The sequence below is a fragment of the Planktothricoides raciborskii GIHE-MW2 genome (genome assembly GCF_040564635.1).
Classification (GTDB): domain Bacteria; phylum Cyanobacteriota; class Cyanobacteriia; order Cyanobacteriales; family Laspinemataceae; genus Planktothricoides; species Planktothricoides raciborskii.
In genome coordinates this window covers 6,440,196-6,460,483 of record NZ_CP159837.1, presented here as the reverse complement: position 1 = coordinate 6,460,483, position 20,288 = coordinate 6,440,196, and the positions used below count along the sequence as shown (strand labels likewise).

Sequence of the window (20,288 nt, the reverse complement as noted above, 5' to 3'; positions counted from 1 at the left end):
CAAGAAAAATTAACCAAATGATCCCCGATCTGCCTATGAATCCGTAAATCTACTTGGAATGAACTTGTCACCCCCTTGATCGAATAGAAAATTTTTTGCAATATTTACTTAGTAAAGCGATCCCGATGATCCCAAAGAAAGAGTGTATTGAATGTAACAAAATGTGAATCGATAAAATTTCCCATAAGTTTTATAAATGGAGGTGATAAGAATGCAGGTGGTGAGAAAGGAATTGATCGGGTTAAGTGATTAGATGGTGAAAAAATTAGATAAGCTCCCTTTGCAGGTAAAAAGATTTTTTCAGCTTAGGCAAATAATTGCTACCTGCATTCCCACCAATTTTCTGTGATGAGAAAACAGGAGTTCATGCGATCGCTCTTTAAGAATCAATGGATTAGTAATTAGGACAAAATCGTCAAATATCGTCAATCTCTATGTCGATCATTACACCGAATTGTTGATTACTAAAACCCCTAGGAAATATACGGGATCGTGATCGGATCAAGGTAGGCTTTTATGGGTTGCCGCGATCGCACCAATTTCATATGCACTGACTTGGTGTTCAAACCAGTCGCAACCAAATAGCCATCAAAGTTATCGGAGGCCAGATTAATGGCAAAAGAACGCCCACCGCTCGAAGAGATGACATTGCGGCAACTGCGTAAAGTTGCTAGTGCATTAGGCATCTCTCGCTACAGCCGGATGCGGAAAGCGCAACTGCTGTCAGCAATTCAAGACAAACAAAAAACGAAAGTTTCTCAAAATCCATATACGCAATTGGAGGCGCAAGAAGAAGTGGAAGCAGCAAAATTTGAATTAGGTCAAGACGATCGCACTGGTGGCACTCTTGCTTCTGTGGATGAAGAACTCAGCGATCTGCCCGGTGGCTATGGTGAAAGCCGGATTGTGTTAATGCCCCGTGACCCCCAATGGGCTTATGCTTACTGGGATGTCACCAACGAGCATAAACAAGAAATGCGCCGCAAAGGGGGTCAACAACTGGCTCTCCGCATCTACGATGTCACTGATGTGAACCTGGAATACGAAAGCCCTCACAGCATTCAGGAATATCCCTGTGATGAATTGGCTCGCGAATGGTATATGCCAATTCCCGTAAGCGATCGCGACTATGTGATTGACATTGGCTATCGTTGCGCCGATGGTCGCTGGCTGATTCTGGCTCGTTCGGCTGAAGTTCATATTCCTCCTGTCTATCCTTCTGACTGGATTGAAGACCACTTCATCACCGTAGACTGGGAAGAAGACCTGCGGAGCAAGACCTTATTTACTCTGGTTCCCCCCAGCAAGAAGGTCTACGCCGAGAACCCCATCTACGACCAAATCTTCGACATGGCTCAAGGGGTGGAAGCCCAGCGGGTCGCAGGTTCTCTGTTTGGTTCCATGCAGCACGTCCCCGGCTCTCACGTCCCCGGTTCCATCCCCTCCATCGAAACCGTCAGTTCCTACGTCTTCCCCTCTGGAGTTGGGATGTGGGCAGTTCCCACCATGTCTGGTCTAACCATGTCTGGTGTCGGGATGTCTGGTGTGGGCTTCTCCGCTTCTATGCCGCCAATCCGTCCTCGCAAGTTCTGGCTGATTGCTGACGCCGAACTGATTGTTTACGGGGCTACCGAACCCGATGCCACCGTGACCATCGGCGGTCGTCCGATTAAGTTGAACTCTGACGGCACCTTCCGCTTCCAGATGTCCTTCCAAGATGGCTTGATTGACTATCCCATCATGGCAGTGGCAGCCGATGGCGAGCAAAACCGCTCGATCCACATGAAGTTCACCCGTGAAACTCCTTCACGGCACACCAACACCAAAGAAGAAGCCGTTGAAGAATGGCTCGCTTAATCTTGCTCTGCGTGTTGAGTTCCCCATGAACTCATAACGACTGCCCCCGATTTGGCCGGGGGCTTTTTATTTGCTATTCCTTCAAGGAATTCCATACTCCTCAAAGACGCCAAAGACCCCCAATATAGAATCCCAATAGAGAAGAGAATAGAGAATATAGAATATAGAATATAGGCGATCGCGATCGCGATCGCGATCGCCACTATAATCGACTATCAAGACTCCCAATAAAATAACCGCATGAAACCAGAACAAATTACCGAAACCCTACAACAACTCTTTAGCTCAAATCTTCAAATTAGCCCGCCTGATTCATGGCAAATTGAAACAGATAATTTCAGATTATTAGTATTATTATCTGAAGACCACTCATGGCTAAGAGTATTAATTCCTATAGCCCCGTTTTCCGAAGCCCAAGACTTCTTAGAACAACTAATGATTGATAACTTCGATCTGACTCTGGAAACTCGCTATGCCTTGCATCAGAATATCCTCTGGGGGGTATTTCAGCATCCTTTAGACAGTTTAACTGTTCCAGATTTTTCCACAGCGATTCAACGGCTAGTTAGTATGGGCGATCGCGGACTATCTGACTGTTTTCAGCAGCTAATAGAAACTCAGATTCGGCAAATTATTAAAGCCGCAAAAATGCAAAAACAAACCTTAGCAACCACCCTACAAACCTTAGAAAGATTTTATCAAGAAGGACTCATGGGCGAGATGGACCAAGGGGCAGCAGCACGAGAAGCAACCTTAGCCGCATGGCGTTATCAACTCGAACGGCTTTGGCCGGAAATAGAACCTTAAAATCTGGCTATTAACCATTCAATATTAGCCCTAAATTGAATGGTTAATTTGTCAGTTAAAAGCTGGCAAAAAAAATTTTTTTGAATAAAAAACCATGAAAATTATAGAAATACTCAAACAAGATTATCAAAAATTTCCCGCTGACCAAACTTATAGCATTTATGCCGAAAATGTTTACTTCAAAGACCCAATGAATCAATTTCTCGGCATAGAGCGCTACCGGCAAATGATCGGATTTATTCGTACCTGGTTTAAAGAAATTCAACTAGAATTACATGAAATTTCCCAACAGGAAAACACCATCAAAACTCGCTGGACATTAAATTGGACAACCCCTTTACCGTGGCAACCCAGAATATCCATCCCCGGCTGGAGTGAATTAAAGCTCAACCCAGAAGGATTAATCAGTTCACACATCGACTACTGGGACATTTCTCGCCTCGATGTCCTCAAACAACACTTCATTGCCAGTAAAAAACCGCTAAACTAATAAAGTAAAGTAATGTAAACATTTCTCAGGTTGGGGAAGAAATCATCAATGCGCTTAATCCTGATGACCGGAAAAGGTGGAGTAGGCAAGACCTCCGTTGCCGCAGCCACAGGCTTACGTTGTGCGGAATTGGGCTATAAGACTCTGGTACTCAGCACCGATCCTGCCCACTCCTTGGCAGATAGCTTTGACATGGAACTCGGCCATGACCCCAGACTCGTGCGACCAAACCTTTGGGGGGCTGAACTAGATGCATTAATTGAACTAGAAAGCAACTGGGGTGCAGTCAAACGCTATATTACCGAAGTGTTACAAGCGCGAGGTTTAGATGGCATTGAAGCCGAAGAATTGGCGATTTTGCCAGGGATGGATGAGATTTTTGGCTTAGTGCGGATGAAGCGCCACTATGATGAAGGCACTTATGATGTATTGATTATTGACTCGGCGCCCACCGGAACCGCCCTGCGGTTATTAAGTTTACCGGAGGTAGGGGGTTGGTATATGCGGAAGTTCTACAAGCCATTCCAGGGCATCTCCGCCGCCCTCCGACCATTAGTCGAACCAATTTTTAAACCCATTGCCGGTTTTTCCTTGCCAACCAATGAGGTGATGGATGCACCTTATGAATTCTATGAGCAAATTGAAGCGTTAGAAAAAGTTTTAACCGACAATACGCAAACCTCAGTCCGTTTAGTCACCAACCCAGAAAAGATGGTGATTAAAGAATCTTTGCGAGCTCATGCCTATTTGAGCTTATACAATGTCTCAACGGACTTGGTAATCGCGAATCGAATTATTCCGAATTCCGTCACCGATCCATTTTTCCAACGCTGGAAAGAAAACCAAGATCAGTATAAGCAAGAAATCCATGAGAATTTCCGTCCGTTGCCGGTCAAAGAAGTGCCGTTGTATTCGGAGGAAATGTGTGGGTTAGAAGCTTTAGACCGATTGAAAGAAACCTTGTACGCCGATGAAGACCCCGCTCAGGTTTACTATAAAGAAAACACGGTGCGGATGGTACAAGAAAATAATCAATACAGTTTGGAATTGTATTTACCGGGAATTGCTAAAGACCAAATTCAGCTTAGTAAAACTGGGGATGAGTTGAATGTACGCATTGGCAATCATCGACGTAATTTGGTATTGCCCCAAGCGTTAGCAGCTTTGCAACCTGCCGGGGCAAAAATGGATGATGATTATCTGAAAATCCGCTTTGCTCAACCCACGAAAGTTTAACTAGAGGGCTAATAAACCCAACAGAAACCGGGTTTCTGTTGGGTATCCTACAGATGCAGATATCCCGAAAAGAACCCCGGTTTCTGGAGTTATTTGATTTTCAAATAGCGATCGCTTTCTCTTTCTCCCAAGCAAGAAACCGGGTTTCTTTTTTGGATTCCACAGATGCAGATATCCCGAAAAGAAACCCGGTTTCTCCGATTAAAAGCCCAAGAGGAAGCCCCTCACCTGGGCTCCCCGAAGTGAGTTTTGAAACGAGTTAGGGATTTTACCAGGCCCGGAGAGGTTATGGGTTTTTCGCTCTTACTTTTTTCGCCACTCCGGGCCGGGTAGTCCCAGGTATCGTTTGGGCTTGTTGGATGTTTTTCCTGCCCCAATAAACCTGAATTATTCTTGATGACTATATACTATCAGTTTATTGGCAAATTTGTCAAGGTTTTTTAGAGATAATTTCACCACAAAGGACACAAAGAGATATTCTTCGTGGTCTTTGTGTCGAAAGTGGTTTTTATTTAACCTTTAACCAATACAGGCAAGTTGGCAGCGGATGGATATTGACTATTTTATTTGAGAATAATGGTTAGCAGCGGATGGATCATTCTATTTTCTGTATGAGATAATTCTTTTATCCGTTATCTATCCGCTGCCAATATCCGCTGCCAAGCGAGGGCAAAGAAACCGGGTTTCTTCTGTGTACCCCAAAGATAACTGTGATATGCCGATGCATAAACCCGGTTTCTGGGTTATTGGTAATTGTCAATATTTTTTACCAGAAAAATTCTTCAACAAAAGATATTAATAGAAGAAAAAGAGAGAGATGGCCATAAGGAGGGCGATCGCCTCATCACCATGCAGAGAACGATGAGAATTTCCCACCATCACCATAAGAACGGACACGGTTAAAGCCCAGTTTTCTTATTTCGTTTCTTAGGCAACCACCACCAAGGTTAAATTGTCATCAAATCATCACATTCAGAACCAAACAATTCCCCAGCCCTTAGCTGCCGTGAATCCCAAGGAATCAGCCATTGCTCTTAAGCAGATATGCTCACTCTGACGCCCGATCAGACGGAAATCGAAGGGAATCATTAAGCACGCCCAAGGAATCGCCGCCTGCTTCCTAGTACAATAAAAAAATTATGTTTTCACCGGACAAGGGCAGCCTTCCTAGGATGACCGCGATCGATTAGGGGTCGTTCTACCTAGGAAAATTTCCAGTGACAATCGCTCAGGGATGCCCCGGGGGATGGAGAAAAATCGCTGAAGCTGAACCCTTGCCCAACTTTTTATCCAGGAGCAATTTTCCTCCTGGGTAAAAATTCTATGTAATTCTGTGTTGAGAGAGTTAAAGTAACATATAAGTTGTTTAAGTGGATACAACAACTGATTCCATAACCTTAGAACCTCTAAGGTGGACTCAATATAATACCGAACATCATCAGGAGACGATAGACCTATGCCGCAGCTTGAGGCCTCTAGCCCAGCCATTGATTTTCATAGTGACGTATATAAAGACGCTTACAGCCGGATTAACGCGATTGTGATCGAGGGCGAACAAGAAGCCAATGATAACTACATCCAACTGGCGGAAATGCTGACGGAGAGCAAAGAAGAGTTGATCCGTTTGGCCAAAATGGAGAACCGGCACAAAAAAGGGTTTGAAGCCTGTGGTAAAAACCTCAATGTTATGCCAGACATGGAGTTCGCCCAAAAGTTTTTTGCCAAACTGCACCAAAATTTCCAGGATGCCGCAAAGGAAGGAAAAGTTGTCACCTGCCTGTTAATCCAATCGCTGATTATTGAGTGCTTTGCGATCGCTGCCTACAACATCTACATTCCCGTGGCAGATCCCTTTGCCCGCAAGATCACCGAAGGCGTGGTCAAAGACGAGTACAGTCATCTCAACTTTGGCGAAAAATGGCTCAAGGCGCATTTTGAGAAATCCAAAGCCGAACTCGAACAAGCCAACAAGCAGAACCTACCCTTAGTCTGGAAAATGCTCAACGAAGTGGCTAAAGATGCTCGTACCCTGGCTATGGAAAAAGAAGCCTTGGTAGAAGACTTTATGATCGCCTACGGCGAAGCCCTGAGCAATATTGGTTTCTCGACCGGAGAAATTATGCGGATGTCCGCTTATGGACTGACCGGCAGTTTCTAAGTATCGATCTAAGTATCGATCTAAGTGTCGATCCAAGTGTCGATCCAAGCATCGATACACCCCTGATTGTCTCTCAGGGACAATTGAGGCAATTGACGAGCGAGGGAGAGCAGCCATCAATGGCCTCTCTCTTTCTCTCCCAGAGAGCGCGATCGCACCCACATTCCCTACTCAGGAGTGGATGGCAAAGGCTCAAAGTCTTAGGGAAAAGCCTGTTAGAGGGGATTAGCGGTGCGATCAAATAGCCCTACCATTTCTGGTTCATCAAAAATTTCCATACCGATTCCGGAAAAATGGATTTAATGAGGAGAATTTTGTGTACTATTGTTAAGGTTGCTGAAAAACCGTTGTCCTGTTAACCCCATTTTGCCCGATTTACGGGTTTACTGTAAACGCTTCATGTTTGGTCTTATCGGTCATCTTACCAGTTTGACTCACGCCCAGTCTGTCGCCAGAGATTTGGGCTACCCGGAATATGCTGATCAAGGGCTTGATTTCTGGTGTGCAGCCCCGCCCCAGATAGTAGACACGATTAAAGTCACAAGCATTACTGGACAGCAAATTGAAGGACGGTATGTGGAATCGTGCTTTCTGCCCGAAATGCTGGCCAACCGTCGCATCAAAGCGGCCACGCGTAAAATTCTCAACGCGATGGCTCATGCTCAGAAACATGGGATTAACATTACCGCTCTGGGTGGCTTTTCCTCGATTATCTTTGAAAATTTTAAATTAGAGCAATTCCGCAACGTTCGGAACATTACCCTGGAGTTCCAACGATTTACCACGGGAAATACGCACACGGCCTATATTATTTGCCAACAAATTGAACAGGCATCGGTTAAATTAGGTATTTCCCTCTCGCAGGCGACGATCGCCATCTTGGGAGCCACAGGGGATATTGGCAGTGCGATTTGCCGTTGGCTAACCAGTCGTACCGATGTTCAAGAACTGTTACTGATTGCTCGAGACCAAGAAAGACTAGAAGCCTTACAGACGGAATTAGGGCGGGGGCAAATTGCCAGCTTTGAAGAAGCCTTGCCCAAAGCGGATATTTTAGTATGTGTTGCCAGCCTTCCCAAGGGAATTCCCATTGACCCAGAAAAGATGAAACAACCTTCTTTGGTGATTGATGGGGGTTATCCGAAAAACCTCGGCGGTCAAATTCAACATCCAGGGGTTTCGGTACTGAACGGCGGCATCGTCGAGCATTCTCTAGATATTGACTGGCAAATTATGCAAATTGTCAATATGGATATCCCGGCTCGGCAGTTATTTGCTTGTTTTGCGGAATCCATGCTGTTGGAGTTTGAAAAAATCTACACCAATTTCTCTTGGGGCAGAAACCAAATTACCGTGGAAAAGATGGAACAAATTGGACTTCTATCTAGAAAACATGGATTTCAACCGTTACTCAACTTTTTTTAATCTGGCGAAATTTTGGTGAATTCTTAACCAAAATTTAACTGAATTTAAAGAAAAGCGATTTTTTACCTGTAACCATTAGTGACGAATTGCGAATGTCAACCCGCGAGCGTAGAGTATTTCTCTTAGATTTTGAAAAGCCCCTGGCCGAACTAGAGGCACGCATCCAACAAATTAGAGACTTAGCGTCTGAAAATGGGGTGGATGTTTCTGAGCAAATTCAACAGTTGGAAGCCCGCGCCGATCAATTACGGCAAGAGATTTTTAGTAGCTTGTCGCCGATCCAACGCTTACAACTGGCTCGACATCCCCGCCGCCCGAGTACCTTGGATTATATCCAAGGAATTACGGATGAATGGGTGGAACTGCACGGCGATCGCCGGGGCAGTGACGATCCGGCGTTGGTCGGGGGGATCGCTCGCGTGGCTGGCATTCCCGTAGTGATTCTGGGTCATCAAAAGGGTCGAGATACCAAAGATAATGTGCTGCGGAATTTTGGCATGGCTTCCCCAGGGGGCTACCGGAAGGCTATGCGCTTAATGGAACACGCCGATCGCTTTGGGATGCCGATTTTTACCTTTATTGATACTCCGGGGGCTTGGGCTGGGGTAGAAGCAGAACATCTCGGCCAAGGAGAGGCGATCGCCTATAACCTGCGGGAAATGTTTCGGCTGGATGTGCCAATTATTTGTACGGTGATTGGCGAAGGAGGATCCGGTGGCGCCCTGGGAATTGGCGTAGGCGATCGCCTATTAATCTTGGAAAATGCGGTTTACACCGTAGCCACCCCTGAAGCCTGTGCCGCTATTCTTTGGAAAGATGCCGGTAAAGCCCCCCAAGCCGCTGAAGCCTTAAAAATTACTTCATCAGACCTAAAAAACTTAGGCATTATCGATCAAATTTTGCCCGAACCTGTGGGCGGCGCCCATTCTCATCCCTTAAAAGCCTCTGAGACTCTAAAAGCAGCCCTGTTAGAAAACTTAGATGAACTTCAGCAAATGACCAGTCAACAGCGGCGGGAATTGCGTTATGAAAAGTTTCGTCGCATGGGGATGTTTATGGAAGTTTCCGCCTAAAAAACCGATCCAGACCGAGTAATGTTCATTGGTTATTCAAATGCCCATCAGATCAAATCAAATAGCTAAAAAAGGTTAAATCTCTAACAAAAACGGGCAAAAATTATGGCGGTTCAATGATATAATTATTAAGGGCGGTAATTTGGCACTGAATGTCAAACTAAAAATAGATTAATAGCCTCGATTGCTTTAATTTACGGCATCAGAGGTTGGTAATCTTTTGGTTAAATTTGGTTAATAAAGATTTAATAAATATTTAATAAAGTCTTTAAATGCTTCTTATATATCATACCAAATCCACTTGTATACGGGCGATTCGCTTTCTCGCCCCTAGGATCTTCCTCTAAAACGCTTGTGGATTCACGCCTTCGCGGTTCGGGACATCTGAAGAATCGCCCCTAGGGGAGAACCGGATTTGGTATCACCACTAACTACAGTCGTATTTAAGGAAATTAAGGCTTTTACTCCCCATGGAAAAATGAAAAAAATCAACTTCTCTTCTGAGCAATTCAGGCAAGATTGATTAAGTCAGCATGAACCAGAAAAACTTCGGAATTTCGGAATTATTTATGAACATTGTTCTCCCACAGCAGCAAGTTTCGATCGCCAGCGCCAATAGTGAGAGCGATCGATGTAGATCCGCATCTCCCTATAGGGGGATGGATCTGGCTTTAGTCAGCAGAGATACCGAAAATACCAGACATGTCCTGGTTGGGGCGCTGACAACGAACCATCTGTTACTGCAAATGCCGTTTTCTAACGGCTGAAATTTTCTGTTTCTTTAATGGCAGTGAATTGGTGGGGGCGATCGATTTCACAATTAAATCAAATTTTCAAAGCGATCGCCATTGACCAATCACTCCAGTTTAAATTTGTCCAATTATTCAATAATTTGTCTTATGACTATTGCTTCCTCCCACGGTTCCAATCTCCGTTTTGATTTATCTGACAGTTTAAATGGAGACCGGCGGATTCAAACCCGACCCGATCGCAACTTAGCCAATGGCAGCAATCCGAATTTACATCCCCCCACCGACGAAGACTATGAGCGCATGGTGGGAGCCGTCAAGGATATTCTCCTGAGTGTGGGCGAAGATCCCCAACGGGAAGGCTTGCTCAAAACACCCAAGCGGGTGGCAGAATCAATGCGCTTTCTCACCAGTGGCTATAGTCAGAGCTTAGAAGAATTAGTCAACGGCGCGATTTTTGACGAAGGTCACAATGAAATGGTGCTCGTGCGCGATATTAATTTTTTCAGCCTCTGCGAACACCATATGCTACCCTTCATGGGCAAAGCTCATGTGGCTTATATTCCCAATCAAAAAGTGGTGGGATTGAGCAAACTAGCGCGGATTGTGGAAATGTTTTCCCGTCGCTTACAAGTCCAAGAACGCCTGAATCGTCAGGTGGCTGAAGCGATTCAGGAAATTTTAGAACCGCGAGGGGTGGCGGTGGTGATGGAAGCCAGCCACATGTGTATGGTAATGCGCGGGGTGCAAAAGCCCGGTTCTTGGACTGTCACCAGTGCCATGCTGGGAATTTTCAGTGAAGATCAAAAAACTCGCGAAGAGTTCCTGAACCTGATTCGCCACCAGCCCGCATTTTTCTAAAAAATGTTGTTGGTTGTTGGTTGTTGGTTATTGGTTAGGGATTCTTTTGTTATTTAATCCCAAATAACTTTCTCACAAATAACCAATCACATTATTTGAGCAAAGATAATTGCTGAAGTTGCTCAAATAGTCTGGCTACTTTGGTTAAATCTTTATCCCCTGGCGATCGCTCTACCCCACTAGAGAGGTCTATGCCAGTGGGATTTACTTGTTTTAGGGCATCTAAGATATTGTCCGGGGTCAGTCCCCCAGCCAACAACCAGGGACATTTGGGGGAAAACTGTTGTAAAGCAGCCCAGTCTAAAGGTTGTCCCGTGCCACCGAGTTGCCCTGGATGATAGGCATCGAGCAGCAAAGTATCCACAACTTCTGCGTAAATCTCCGCCTGAGCTAAAGCAGCGGCGTTTTTCACTCGGATAGCCTTGATAATTTCCACCCCAGTGGGCAAACTGGCGCGTAACTGCTGACAAAATTCTGGGGATTCATGGCTATGTAGCTGCACCGCTGTTAAATTTCCCTCCCTAAATACTTGACAAATTTTATCGATTGTGGTATTTGCGAATACCCCTATGCAGGGGATGGATCGGGATAAGTGCTGCACCACAGTCCTAATTTGATCGGGAGTAACATAGCGCGGGGATGTGGGGACGCAAATAAAACCCAGGTCGGTGGCGCCCAGATTCGCGATCGCCTCTGCTTGTAATGGTGTTGTAATCCCACATATTTTAACTCGCATTCCCACCTCCCTTGATTCTTGGTCTTTGTAGCAAAACTTAAAAAAATTGTGAATCTTTAATACAAATTACTGCGTTTTTGAAAGAAAATTTTTAAAATCCTCTACAGTTGTAACGATTTATCAATATTAGGAGATAAGAACTTGCTTTACACGAGTTTATTATTCAGCCCGATCGCCGCAGCAAGTGTCATCACACCAGAATGGTCTTTTAATGTAGCGATCGTGATGATCTTCTGCAATCTATTTGCCGTTTCTATTGGATATAAAGCGATTCAACAAGCAGGAACAGGGCCTGCAATCCCCGGACTACCAGGATTATTTACGGGCTTTGGCGTCCCGGAATTACTGGCAACCATGAGTTTTGGCCACTTGCTGGGGGCAGGAATGATTTTAGGACTCGGTAACGCCGGTCTATTGTAGTCAGCCAATTGTAGCTATTCGTAGGGTGGGCAAATTTTTGCCCACCCTACTTTTCTTAAGCCACCGTAGCCGTTCGCGGTGTTAAAGGCACTTCAAACCGTTCCCAGGGAGTCGGAGAAATCACTCGCGCCGCCAGATTGTGCCGAGCTAACATCGAGCGAAAATCTTCTAGATTCCCTTCTGCACGCAGCAAAGACACTAATAAACCCTCAAAAGCAATATCCCCCCCTGCCGCTGTGGGCAGCATCACTTGGGGTTTTACCCATTCGGCCAACTTGAGAGCGGTTTCGGTTCCCTTGAGAATTGGTCCTAGCAGGGGTAATCCTAAATCAATGATCGGTGTCATCACCACATCAATGGGCGCCAAGTCTTTCAGAGTAGGAGAATGATATCCGTGGGGTTCATAGTACAGGGTGTAACCACTCTCTAATTCTTTGAGCACATAACCGTTTTCGGTCAGCATTGGGCCAATGGGAGAACCGGGAACCGCTTGAATTTCCAGCCCACCCAGGGGCAGAGATTGGCCGTGGGCTAGTTCTGTCACCTGGGTATAGCCCAACTGTCGCACCACTTTGGCCGCATTGGGAGATCCGACTACGGGAATTTGGCGATCGAGTTTTTTCAGGGTTTCTGGGTGAGCATGATCTTCTAATCCCTGGGATAAGAGAATCAGGTCGATATTCTCTGGAATGGGACGGGCTGTCCGGCGTTCCCCTTTGAAAAACCATCCGGCATTGCCAAAGACCAAAGGGCCAACTAACCAGGGGTCAAGTAGTATTCGTTTGCCGCCGAATTCAATCAGCCAAGAATTACTGTCTAAGTAAGTTAGGTGCATAAGATGAGAGCTAGTTACTCTGGTTTCTTTTACTTTCGATTATTAGTTTACAAAAACGGGCTGATTCAGCTTCCGGCAGCTTGAGAGAAAAGGCCAAGCCGATCCGGTTAACTGATTAAATCAGCTATTTGAGCGCAATAGGCTTGTCCTGAATAATCGCCAACGGCAATGATTTGACTATCCGCAGAAAGGGCGCAACACCAAAAAGCATCAGCGCCTCGGATGGTGGCGATTTCTTTTTGCTGCGGCAAATCCCAAACTTTGAGGGTGCAATCTTCCGATGCAGAAATCAAATATTTGCTATCGCTGGTGACAGCCAACCCCCGCACTCGTCCCGTATGGCCGCTGAGGGTAAAAAGTTTTTCCCCAGTGGCTAAATTCCAGACAATAATATGGCAATCGGAGGAGCCAGAAATGACTTTTGAACCATCGGCAGTGACACAGAGCGATCGCACTGTGCCGTGATGACCCTTTAACTCCAACAGTTCGGCTCCCGTTGCCAGATCCCAAACTTTCACCGTTGTGTCTACGGAAGCAGAAATCACGCGATCGCCATCAGGGGTGATGACCACCGCTTGCACCGCGCTGGCGTGACCCGCGATGGTTTTGAGTTCGGCTCCAGCGGCCAAATTCCAGACTTGAAGTTTGTGGTCAACGGAACCAGAAATGGCTTGTTTGCCATCGGGAGTTACGGTGACAGCGCGGATCCATGCGGCATGACCTTGGCGTGGATCGCTATAAAGGGTTTTAACCAGTTTTCCACTGTGTAGATCCCAGAGTTTCAAGGTATTATCTCGTGACCCAGAAATTGCCTGCATTTTATGAGGAATGATGGCCACTGCTTGCACTTTATCGGTGTGACTTTTAAGAGTCACTACTTCTTCACCTTGTTTGAGCTTTAAGACTTTGACAGTTTTATCAAAAGAAGCGGAAACCAGGTATTTTTGATCCGGTGTGATGGCCAGTCCCATGATGCGATCGCCATGAGCTTTAACAGACCAAAATTTATCATCTTTGGTTAAATTCCAGACTTTGACGCTGCCATCTTCCGCACTAGAAATCAGTTTATGACCATCAGAGGTAATTGCCAGCGATCGCACAATGGTGCTATGACCTTGCAGGGTAAAAATTTCTTGGCCATTTTTCAGCTTCCAAATTTTAATAATTTTGTCATTGCCCGCTGAAAATAACAATTCTCCATCGGCACTGACCACCAATGATCGCACGGGTTCTGTATGACCTTTCAGGGTAAAAATATTTTCCTCAGTTTTCCAATTCCAAACTTTAATGGTGTGGTCTAATGACCCGGAAATGACTCGTTTGCCGTCGGGAGTCACCGCCACTGTCACCACAGCTTCTTTATGGCCGGTTAAAGTGCTTAATTCTTTGCGTTTTTTCAAATCCCAGACTTTAATTGTATTGTCAAAAGAACCAGAAATAAGAAGTTTACCATCGGCAGTGATGGCCAGAGAACGCACCCAAGAATGGTGCCCGATTAGGGTATCTATTTCTTTAGCGGTTGCCAAGCACCAAATTTTAATTGTATGGTCAGAAGATCCAGAAATTAACTGTTTGCCATCGGGTGTGACGATGAGGGTTCGGATCATATCCGTATGACCTGTAAGGGTAAACAGTTCACTTCCGGTTGTCAAATCCCAAACTTTAATAGTGCGGTCATCTGATGCAGTAATTGCCTGTTTTCCATCGGGGGTCACGGTGACGGATCGTACCCAGTCATTATGACCAGAAAGAGTCATCATTTCTCGGCCATTTGCTAGGTTCCAAACTTTAATAGTACGGTCATCAGACGCAGAAAGCGATCGCAAATTATCTGGAGTAATAGCCACAGAAGTAACTTTCCTATGATGACCGCTGAAAGTGTTAATTAAGGCGCCATACAATAGTTTTAAATTTGAGCCGGATGCTTCGGGCGTTAGAGATGTTTTCGACTGTGGGTTTTTTTTTTCCGCATTATCTCGACTAGGATTCATATTCATGTCCTCTTACTGATTTATTCGCCAATAATTTTGCTGATTGCTGATTAATTTTGCTGATTCATTGACCCATTGGTGATGAATGGTGATGAATTTTTTGAAAAAATTGATGGGAGTAAAGCATAAATCAAAAAACAATAGAACAATGGCCATATAAGTTTAATTATAACCTGGCCTATTTGTCGTTTTTTATCCCAGGTAAGCTGAGAGGCGATCGTCATCATTAACCCAAAATTGATCTCGGAATATTTTTTAGTATATTAGACAAGAGTGCAAATGGGACGGAGCGATCCCCCCAACCGAGGGCGGAAAAGGGCGCCACTAGGCGTTTTAGCTTGGGAAAGCATTCTTTTGTATTGTCTTGACTCCGATGGACTACCCCATATATTTCTACTGGGGTCATGCCAATCAATCATTCGGTAACGATAGACTAAATTTCCTCGCAGATATAAGATATTTTACACTAGATATACACTAGATCATCGTTCAATTTTATTATAGAATAAACGCAGAAAAAATGTCACCAAGTTTTGTCAGCAGCATATCAGATAAGCCCTTAGTCGCTTACTGAGGGTCATCGGAAGGAGTTAAGAAATAATATGGCAGTCTATGAAGACCGGGAAGCGTTTATTCCTTATCGGCGCACCGACCTAATCTAACTATGTATTGAAGATGGGAAGCTATCTCTTGCTGATGTACCTTTCGCGACTTTGGTGATATTTTATCAGCTTATTATCATTTTCATTTCCATCATACCCTCGAAACTTTAAAAGATAACAAAGATAACTACGCTCCTTTCGATCCCGATGCTGAAACAAAATCTCGGATCCAGCCCAACCCCACTCAGCTTGCGGCAATGGAAACTGAACTGATTCAGGATTTCACCAAGCTACTGAAAAGAGCCAATTATTTTCCCTTATCCGCCGATAGCTTAGAAAGAGCTTTTGCGGAAAAATCATTAATATAACTAAAAATATCGGTAAATTTTAATGATTTTCAGCAGATGGTTTGTTATTCTCGATGAGATATTTATAAAAATGTTTATCATAATAAATTATTTAAACAATTTTCAAAAAAAATTGATATTTTTGATTGGCTTTATTAATTAAATTTTAAGATGGAGAATAAAGATGCCAAAAAAATATATTAAACTTAGTAAGCTTAATTGTATTCCCGGCAAAAATTATGTTTATGTCTATAAAAATATACCTTTGATTTAGAGTTTTTTTTCCTAATGTGGACATCAGCATGACATGGAAAGATAGACTCCTGTTTGGGATTCCGGGAATTGGGGCAGGTATTTTAATTATACTATTTTACCAGAGATAATTTTAATTGTTGCGGTAATTTTATTTATTATTTTTGCCCCAAAAAGCTTTATGTGCAGGCTAAAAAAGAAGACGTGAAAAATATTATGCCAGCATTGATTGCCAGCGGATCTCTGTTAGTCACCCTAGGGGGTTTTGCGTTTAAACAGTACAACAGCTACAAAAATAAACAGATTCAATTTCAAAAAAATGTTACGGAGACTTGATTTTTTAGAAATTTAGCGATTAATGTGGGGGTGTTTTAATCCTTGATTGATGCGGCTGAAGAAGAAGAGTGTAAGGAGATTATCCTGGTTTACTATCACCTATTAAGGAATCCAGAACCCATGACTCCTGAAGAATTAGATGACATCATTGAACAATGGATGAATGAGAAATTTGATCCAAAAATTTATTTTGATATTAAAGGCTTTTTACAAAATTTACAAACCATTCGCGGTCAGGTGATGAAAAACACTGAATAACCACAGAATATTCGTGAAGTTTCTCTCCTGAATTATGACAACCAAGTATGTTGTCAAGTATTATCCTTAGATGATGCTAAAACTGTGATTGATTATGTTTGGGATAATGCTTTTCTGTTCACGAAATGCAGGAGTTTTCTGGAAGCAAAAGAAGATTGTTAAATTCATAATCTATCCTATCATTTTAGGCGATCGCTGGCTCACATATTTATCGATGCTCAGTAATAGTTCCCTGGATTTGTTTGAGCAATGTATTGATGAGCGACATTTATGAGCGACATTTATGAGCGATCGCCAGGTAATGCCTGGTAATTTCACTGAAAAATATCACTGGCGTAAATTTATTGAATCGGAATCTCGATAATGAACTCGGTGCCTTCTCCGAGTTCGGAAACACAACTAATTTGCCCTGAGTGTTTTTCCACAATGATTTGATAAGAAATCGACAAACCTAAACCAGTGCCTTTGCCAACGGGCTTGGTGGTAAATAAATATTCAAAGATATGCTCTTTGACGTTTTCGGGAATTCCTGAGCCATTGTCTCGAATGCCGATAATCACTGTGCCATTTTCGGGCTTGACTTCGGTGCGAATGGTAATTGTCTTGGGATTTTCCAGGATTTCTTCATAGGACTGACCCATACTTGATTGATCTAAGGCATCAATCCCATTGGCAAAAATATTCATAAAGACTTGATTGAGTTGCCCTGGATAACATTCCACGGTTGGCAAGTCTCCGTAGTCTTTGATGATGTGAATATCGGGACGAAATTCATTAGCTTTAAGACGGTGCTTTAAAATTCGCAGGGTGCTATCAATGCCATCATGGATGTTAAAGGAACTTTTGGCGGAAATATCCGATCGCGAAAAGGTTCTTAGGGAGGTACTTAAGGAAAGTATGCGATCGGTTCCTTCTCGCATAGATGAAATGAGTTCTGGAATATCTTCTTTCATAGCATCCAGATCAATTTCTTGCATTTTGTGAATGATTTCTGCCCCCGGATCCGGAAATTTCTCTTCATAGAGATTTAATAGTTCGACGATTTCGGTGAAATAGTCTTCAGCGATGGTAATGTTACCAGTGAGAAAACCTACTGGGTTATTAATTTCGTGAGCGACTCCGGCAACTAATTCACCGAGAGTAGACATTTTTTCACTTTGAATAAGTTGAGTTTGGGCTTGTTGGAGTTTTTGTTGATTTTCCTGAATTTTTTTTAAATGATCTAAGGCTCTTTGAATGGTGATTTCTAAATCTTCAAAGTCAATGGGTTTGTTGAGAAAATCAAAAGCCCCCCGATTCATGGCGGATCTAATATTTTGCATATCGCCATACGCGGACAAGACAATGGTTTGCACTGGTAAATCCAGGTATTGAATTTTATCCAGTAATACCAGTCCATTCATTTCTGGCATATTAATGTCAGTAATGACGATATGGATGGTTTGTTCTTTCAACGTATTTAAAGCCGCCAGTCCATTTTCCGCAAAGAAGAATTCCAATTCTTTGGCTTTGACTTTGCTTCTATATTTGGTTTTGATTAAGCGAGACAAAGCCGGTTCATCGTCTACGAATAAAATCTTAGGAATCATCCAAATACTCCCCTTTGGGTTTTACAAATTTTTCTTACAGATTTGACGAGCTTTTCTTGGGTATAACAATGATAAACTCTGTGGATGCTTCTGAATCGTTTTTTACCTTGATGTCTCCTTGATGTTCTCCAACAATGGTATCATAGGTCAGGGATAAGCCCAGACCCGTACCCTCTCCAGGCGGCTTGGTTGTAAAAAATGGGTTAAAAATTTTATCAACAATTTCTGGAGGGATGCCAATGCCATTATCTTGGATGGAGATGGTTATGGCTTCATCTTGATTTCGCGTTTTCACCGAAATCATCGGCTGAAATTTTTCCCCTAGGGCTTTTTGGCGATCGCTAACTGCATCACAAGCATTTTTAATGATATTTACAAAAGCCCGGGCCATATCTTGAGGGATGACCTCGATTTCCCTGATCGCCTCATCGTAGTCAGTTGCCAGAGTGATGGCACAGCGATTACCTTTGGCTAAATAGCTATTGTAAGCTAGTTCAATGGATTCGGATAATAACAGATTGATGTTTGTCATTTCTCGATGACCTTTTTGCGTGGGAGTATGCATCATCATACTCTGAATAATGGTTTCAATTCTTTTGCCATGACTTTCGATATCCGCCACGCTGTCTTTCAAATCTGTCAACATATCGTAAATATTTTCCACTTCGTCTGGGTCTACGCTGTCATTTTCGGTTTCCTCAAATACGGCTTTAATTTCTTCTACTAATTCTTCCGTGAGTTCCCCGGAAATCTGGGCAAAATTGTTAATAAAGTTTAAAGGATTTCTAATCTCATGGGCAATGCCAGCGGTGAGAGAACCGAGATAGGCTAACTTTTCTTGGGCGATGATTTGCTTTTGGGCGGCTTGAAGTTTTTGCAGGGTTTGTTCCAGAGCATAATTTTTATCTTTTAGTTCTTGGGTACGTTCTTCAACTTTGATTTCTAGAGTCCGGGCATATTCTTCAAGTTGTTTGTGAGAAAGCAGAAGGTTTTCCCACAGGGTATAGCCAATTTTAAAGGTGGTGGAACCGATCAGGGTGAGTAGGGGGCTGACTAGGGGAATCCACCAATTGCGTAAAAATGCAATATAACATAAGAGGATTAAAGCCAGGGAGGTGATGGGAATTATGATGCTAGTTTGGCCGATTAGTATTTTATTCAGGTTGCCGTCAGAACGCCATTGACAAGTTACAGTGGCGCCAATGAGCGACCAGAAGAAAATCCAGATCCACTCGATCGCTTCTGGCCAGGTTTGCAACAGCGATCGCCCGTCTAAAGCCGCACTAATAAAATGACTGGTGACATTGGCATGGACTTCAACTCCGGGCATGGGGTGGGGTAAAGAATCAAACAGCCTGGTACTATAAGGAGTCAATAAAACATCTTTGACGCTGATAGCGGTGGAACCAATGATGACAATGCGATCGCGCATTAAAGTGGGCGAAATTTTATCGTTTAAAACATCCCGAAGCGAGACTGTCTGAAAAAAACCCTGGGGGCCGCGATAATTCAGCAAAATTTGGTAGCCTTCATCAGCCGCCCAAACATAGCCTCCATCATTCCGCCGAAAAGGAGTAAAGAGTGCTTGACCGAGTTGAATTTTAAATTTTTGCTCATCGATCATTTTGGGGTGAATGCCCAAATCTTTGAGATACATCAAAGCGAGTTGAAATCCCAAACTAAAGACATTCTCGTCATTCTTATCACTAAGATATAAAAAAGCCCGACGCACTTTGCCATCCACATCGTAAGGGAAATCGTTGGCCGCGAATTGATTTCGGTCGCTGAGGGCTGGAGGCGCTGGGATCTGGTCAACCTGTTCGCCGACTATTTTGCTAATTCCAATCAAATTGGGCGTGGTTTGAAAAACTTGCACCAGTTTTTCATGTCCCGGTTGTACGGGGATATCGCGATAAATATCCAGACCAATGGCTTTAGGTTGTTGCTGTCTGACTTTTTTGAGTAACTCAGCCAATACCCCATCAGGAATTGGCCATTTTCCCACATAACGTAAATCTTGTTCGTCAACGCCCAAAATGACAATGCGATCGTCCGGTTCGGCAGCCGGACGCAAGAGAAAAAATTGATCCAGGGCTGATAATTCTAATGATTGTAATAAGCCGGTCATTCGCACTCCAATCACCAATGCGGCGATCGCGGGTGCAATGAACAATGTTTTTTTGGCTCGCCGAATTTTTTGTTTAAATTTTGCCCACATTTTGCCCACATCGTAGTGGGCATCGCCCACCAAAAAATGATCTACCGA

The 20,288-nt window shown here is 43.8% G+C and carries 19 protein-coding genes; 13 read left to right on the top strand and 6 right to left on the bottom strand.

Annotated elements, in window-relative coordinates:
* Positions 1 to 612 precede the first annotated feature (612 nt).
* Complete coding sequence (locus tag ABWT76_RS27570) at positions 613 to 1,857, top strand: DUF4912 domain-containing protein (protein ID WP_054467563.1); 1,245 nt, start codon at positions 613 to 615, stop codon at positions 1,855 to 1,857.
* An 81-nt stretch (positions 1,858 to 1,938) separates the two neighbouring features.
* Here ABWT76_RS27570 and ABWT76_RS27565 read toward each other — a convergent pair whose 3' ends face one another.
* Complete coding sequence (locus tag ABWT76_RS27565) at positions 1,939 to 2,076, bottom strand: hypothetical protein (protein WP_156331864.1); 138 nt, start codon at positions 2,074 to 2,076, stop codon at positions 1,939 to 1,941.
* Positions 2,077 to 2,097: 21 nt separating this feature from the next.
* On the opposite strand from ABWT76_RS27565, the gene ABWT76_RS27560 reads away from it, so the two are divergent.
* The 8 genes from ABWT76_RS27560 to folE all read left to right on the top strand — a co-directional run bounded on the left by ABWT76_RS27560 (position 2,098) and on the right by folE (position 10,656).
* The gene (locus ABWT76_RS27560; RefSeq protein ID WP_054467559.1) at positions 2,098 to 2,664 is read left to right on the top strand and encodes a type III secretion system chaperone; all 567 of its coding nucleotides are present in this window, start codon (positions 2,098 to 2,100) and stop codon (positions 2,662 to 2,664) included.
* Between the two features lie 94 nt (positions 2,665 to 2,758).
* Positions 2,759 to 3,154: a DUF2358 domain-containing protein gene (locus tag ABWT76_RS27555; protein WP_054467557.1), complete on the top strand. Its 396-nt coding sequence runs from the start codon at positions 2,759 to 2,761 to the stop codon at positions 3,152 to 3,154.
* A gap of 48 nt (positions 3,155 to 3,202) precedes the next feature.
* Positions 3,203 to 4,390, top strand: a complete 1,188-nt coding sequence (locus ABWT76_RS27550) for a TRC40/GET3/ArsA family transport-energizing ATPase (RefSeq protein WP_054467555.1) — start codon at positions 3,203 to 3,205, stop codon at positions 4,388 to 4,390.
* 1,456 nt (positions 4,391 to 5,846) lie between these two features.
* Positions 5,847 to 6,548, top strand: coding sequence for an aldehyde oxygenase (deformylating) (locus ABWT76_RS27545; protein ID WP_054467551.1), 702 nt, complete (start codon positions 5,847 to 5,849; stop codon positions 6,546 to 6,548).
* A 399-nt stretch (positions 6,549 to 6,947) separates the two neighbouring features.
* Positions 6,948 to 7,973: a long-chain acyl-[acyl-carrier-protein] reductase gene (locus ABWT76_RS27540; RefSeq protein ID WP_054467549.1), complete on the top strand. Its 1,026-nt coding sequence runs from the start codon at positions 6,948 to 6,950 to the stop codon at positions 7,971 to 7,973.
* A gap of 92 nt (positions 7,974 to 8,065) precedes the next feature.
* Positions 8,066 to 9,046, top strand: a complete 981-nt coding sequence (accA, locus tag ABWT76_RS27535) for an acetyl-CoA carboxylase carboxyl transferase subunit alpha (protein ID WP_054467546.1) — start codon at positions 8,066 to 8,068, stop codon at positions 9,044 to 9,046.
* Between the two features lie 569 nt (positions 9,047 to 9,615).
* Complete coding sequence (locus tag ABWT76_RS27530; protein ID WP_156331863.1) at positions 9,616 to 9,813, top strand: hypothetical protein; 198 nt, start codon at positions 9,616 to 9,618, stop codon at positions 9,811 to 9,813.
* A gap of 132 nt (positions 9,814 to 9,945) precedes the next feature.
* The gene (folE, locus tag ABWT76_RS27525) at positions 9,946 to 10,656 is read left to right on the top strand and encodes a GTP cyclohydrolase I FolE (protein WP_054467542.1); all 711 of its coding nucleotides are present in this window, start codon (positions 9,946 to 9,948) and stop codon (positions 10,654 to 10,656) included.
* Positions 10,657 to 10,747: 91 nt separating this feature from the next.
* Here folE and ABWT76_RS27520 read toward each other — a convergent pair whose 3' ends face one another.
* Entirely contained in the window at positions 10,748 to 11,392 is a 645-nt protein-coding gene (locus ABWT76_RS27520; RefSeq protein ID WP_054467540.1) for a phosphoribosylanthranilate isomerase, read from the bottom strand.
* Between the two features lie 141 nt (positions 11,393 to 11,533).
* Between ABWT76_RS27520 and psaK the strand changes: the two genes are divergently transcribed.
* Positions 11,534 to 11,812 carry a photosystem I reaction center subunit PsaK gene (psaK, locus tag ABWT76_RS27515; protein ID WP_054467538.1) on the top strand — a complete coding sequence of 93 codons (279 nt, stop codon included), beginning with the start codon at positions 11,534 to 11,536 and terminating at the stop codon, positions 11,810 to 11,812.
* Between the two features lie 55 nt (positions 11,813 to 11,867).
* Here psaK and ABWT76_RS27510 read toward each other — a convergent pair whose 3' ends face one another.
* Positions 11,868 to 12,647: an MBL fold metallo-hydrolase gene (locus ABWT76_RS27510; RefSeq protein ID WP_054467535.1), complete on the bottom strand. Its 780-nt coding sequence runs from the start codon at positions 12,645 to 12,647 to the stop codon at positions 11,868 to 11,870.
* 107 nt (positions 12,648 to 12,754) lie between these two features.
* Positions 12,755 to 14,638: a WD40 repeat domain-containing protein gene (locus tag ABWT76_RS27505; protein WP_054467638.1), complete on the bottom strand. Its 1,884-nt coding sequence runs from the start codon at positions 14,636 to 14,638 to the stop codon at positions 12,755 to 12,757.
* Positions 14,639 to 15,889: 1,251 nt separating this feature from the next.
* Between ABWT76_RS27505 and ABWT76_RS27500 the strand changes: the two genes are divergently transcribed.
* From ABWT76_RS27500 to ABWT76_RS27490, 3 genes are read left to right on the top strand one after another with little or no spacing between them, the layout of a single operon-like run.
* A complete protein-coding gene (locus ABWT76_RS27500; protein WP_277926289.1) occupies positions 15,890 to 15,970 on the top strand; it encodes a hypothetical protein in 81 nt (26 codons plus the stop codon).
* A gap of 52 nt (positions 15,971 to 16,022) precedes the next feature.
* Positions 16,023 to 16,175, top strand: coding sequence for a DUF3754 domain-containing protein (locus ABWT76_RS27495; protein WP_313890650.1), 153 nt, complete (start codon positions 16,023 to 16,025; stop codon positions 16,173 to 16,175).
* A 42-nt stretch (positions 16,176 to 16,217) separates the two neighbouring features.
* Positions 16,218 to 16,433, top strand: a complete 216-nt coding sequence (locus ABWT76_RS27490; protein ID WP_242053080.1) for a hypothetical protein — start codon at positions 16,218 to 16,220, stop codon at positions 16,431 to 16,433.
* Between the two features lie 341 nt (positions 16,434 to 16,774).
* On the opposite strand, the gene ABWT76_RS27485 is transcribed toward ABWT76_RS27490, so the two are convergent.
* Both ABWT76_RS27485 and ABWT76_RS27480 read right to left on the bottom strand, forming a co-directional pair.
* Positions 16,775 to 18,022 carry a response regulator gene (locus ABWT76_RS27485; RefSeq protein ID WP_054467534.1) on the bottom strand — a complete coding sequence of 416 codons (1,248 nt, stop codon included), beginning with the start codon at positions 18,020 to 18,022 and terminating at the stop codon, positions 16,775 to 16,777.
* A 34-nt stretch (positions 18,023 to 18,056) separates the two neighbouring features.
* The gene (locus tag ABWT76_RS27480) at positions 18,057 to 20,270 is read right to left on the bottom strand and encodes a CHASE2 domain-containing protein (protein ID WP_354636445.1); all 2,214 of its coding nucleotides are present in this window, start codon (positions 20,268 to 20,270) and stop codon (positions 18,057 to 18,059) included.
* Positions 20,271 to 20,288: the final 18 nt, after the last annotated feature.